At 45.5% G+C, this 1165-nt stretch carries 2 protein-coding genes; both read left to right on the top strand.

All coding sequences use genetic code 11. The annotated features are described in order from the left end of the window. Window positions 1-289: 289 nt before the first annotated feature. Window positions 290-592: a type II toxin-antitoxin system TacA family antitoxin gene (locus BHE85_RS16080; protein ID WP_010921625.1), complete on the top strand. Its 303-nt coding sequence runs from the start codon at window positions 290-292 to the stop codon at window positions 590-592. Beyond that, the gene (locus tag BHE85_RS16075; RefSeq protein WP_000405246.1) at window positions 583-1065 is read left to right on the top strand and encodes a GNAT family N-acetyltransferase; all 483 of its coding nucleotides are present in this window, start codon (window positions 583-585) and stop codon (window positions 1063-1065) included. The genes BHE85_RS16080 and BHE85_RS16075 overlap by 10 nt, the downstream gene beginning before the upstream one ends. Window positions 1066-1165 lie beyond the last annotated feature (100 nt).

Genomic DNA, 1165 nt, shown 5'->3' with positions numbered 1-1165 from the left:
CTCCAGGTTGTGTGACATGGGAACTCATTCTGGATGGTTACTCTGAAAGCTCATATTCTGCCACACCCCGATTTGCAGCCGCCAGGCTGCCGTGGTTCAGGCATTTCATTATCAAAATCACATTAAACGGCCGTAATCAGACATGATTTGTGCGCCGACACAGATCATCGTCACAATGTTCAGGTCTCTGCCATTGTTTTTATCAGGGGATCGCTTTTCCCGTAAGTGATTCTGTATAGCGTTCTGTTACCATTTGCGATAACATTAATTGCATAGCAAATTGTTACCAATGGAGGTTTTTATGTCTACAGCTGCAAGCGTCCGTAAAACACCGCGAGAACATCAGATTAACATCCGGGCAACTGATGAGGAACGAGCCGTTATTGATTATGCTGCGAGCTTGGTCAATAAGAACCGTACCGATTTCATCATGGAACTGGCGTACCAGGAAGCTAAAAACATTATCCTGGATCAACGTTTATTTGTGCTGGATAACGAACGTTATGATTCGTTTATTACGCAACTGGAAGCTCCTGTGCAGAATGCAGAAGGGCGTGAACGTCTGATGGCGGTAAAGCCTGAATGGAAATAAATGTCACCGCGCCAGCATTGTTGACGGATGAGCATATACTTCAGCCATTTGACTGTGGAAATGAGGTGCTAAGTAACTGGTTACGTGGTCGGGCTATGAAAAACCAGATGCTCAATGCTTCTCGCACGTTCGTTATTTGCTTGGAGGATACTTTACGTGTTGTGGGATACTACTCATTAGCTACTGGTTCCGTCACTCATGCCGAGCTTGGTCGCAGTTTGCGGCATAACATGCCCAATCCTGTCCCTGTTGTTCTGTTAGGGCGTCTGGCTGTTGATGTTTGTATCCAGGGGCATGGTTTCGGTAAATGGCTACTAAGTGATGCCATTCACCGGGTTGTCAATCTGGCTGATCAGGTTGGCATTAAGGCTGTTATGGTACATGCAATTGATGATGACGCCAGAGCATTTTATGAGCGTTTTGGTTTTGTTCAGTCAGTTGTGGCACCTAATACCTTGTTTTATAAAGTCTGAGTCTGAGGTAGCCTGAGTTTAACGGACACTCCTTCCTGAAATAGAATGGCATCAGAAGGAGCCAATAATGAGCAGAAAAACCCAACGTTACTCTACGGAG

This window comes from Shigella sp. FC1567, assembly GCF_001743015.1.
GTDB lineage: Bacteria > Pseudomonadota > Gammaproteobacteria > Enterobacterales > Enterobacteriaceae > Escherichia > Escherichia coli.
The sequence above is the reverse complement of the archived record's forward strand: the minus strand, read 5'-3'. Positions and strand labels throughout refer to the sequence as shown.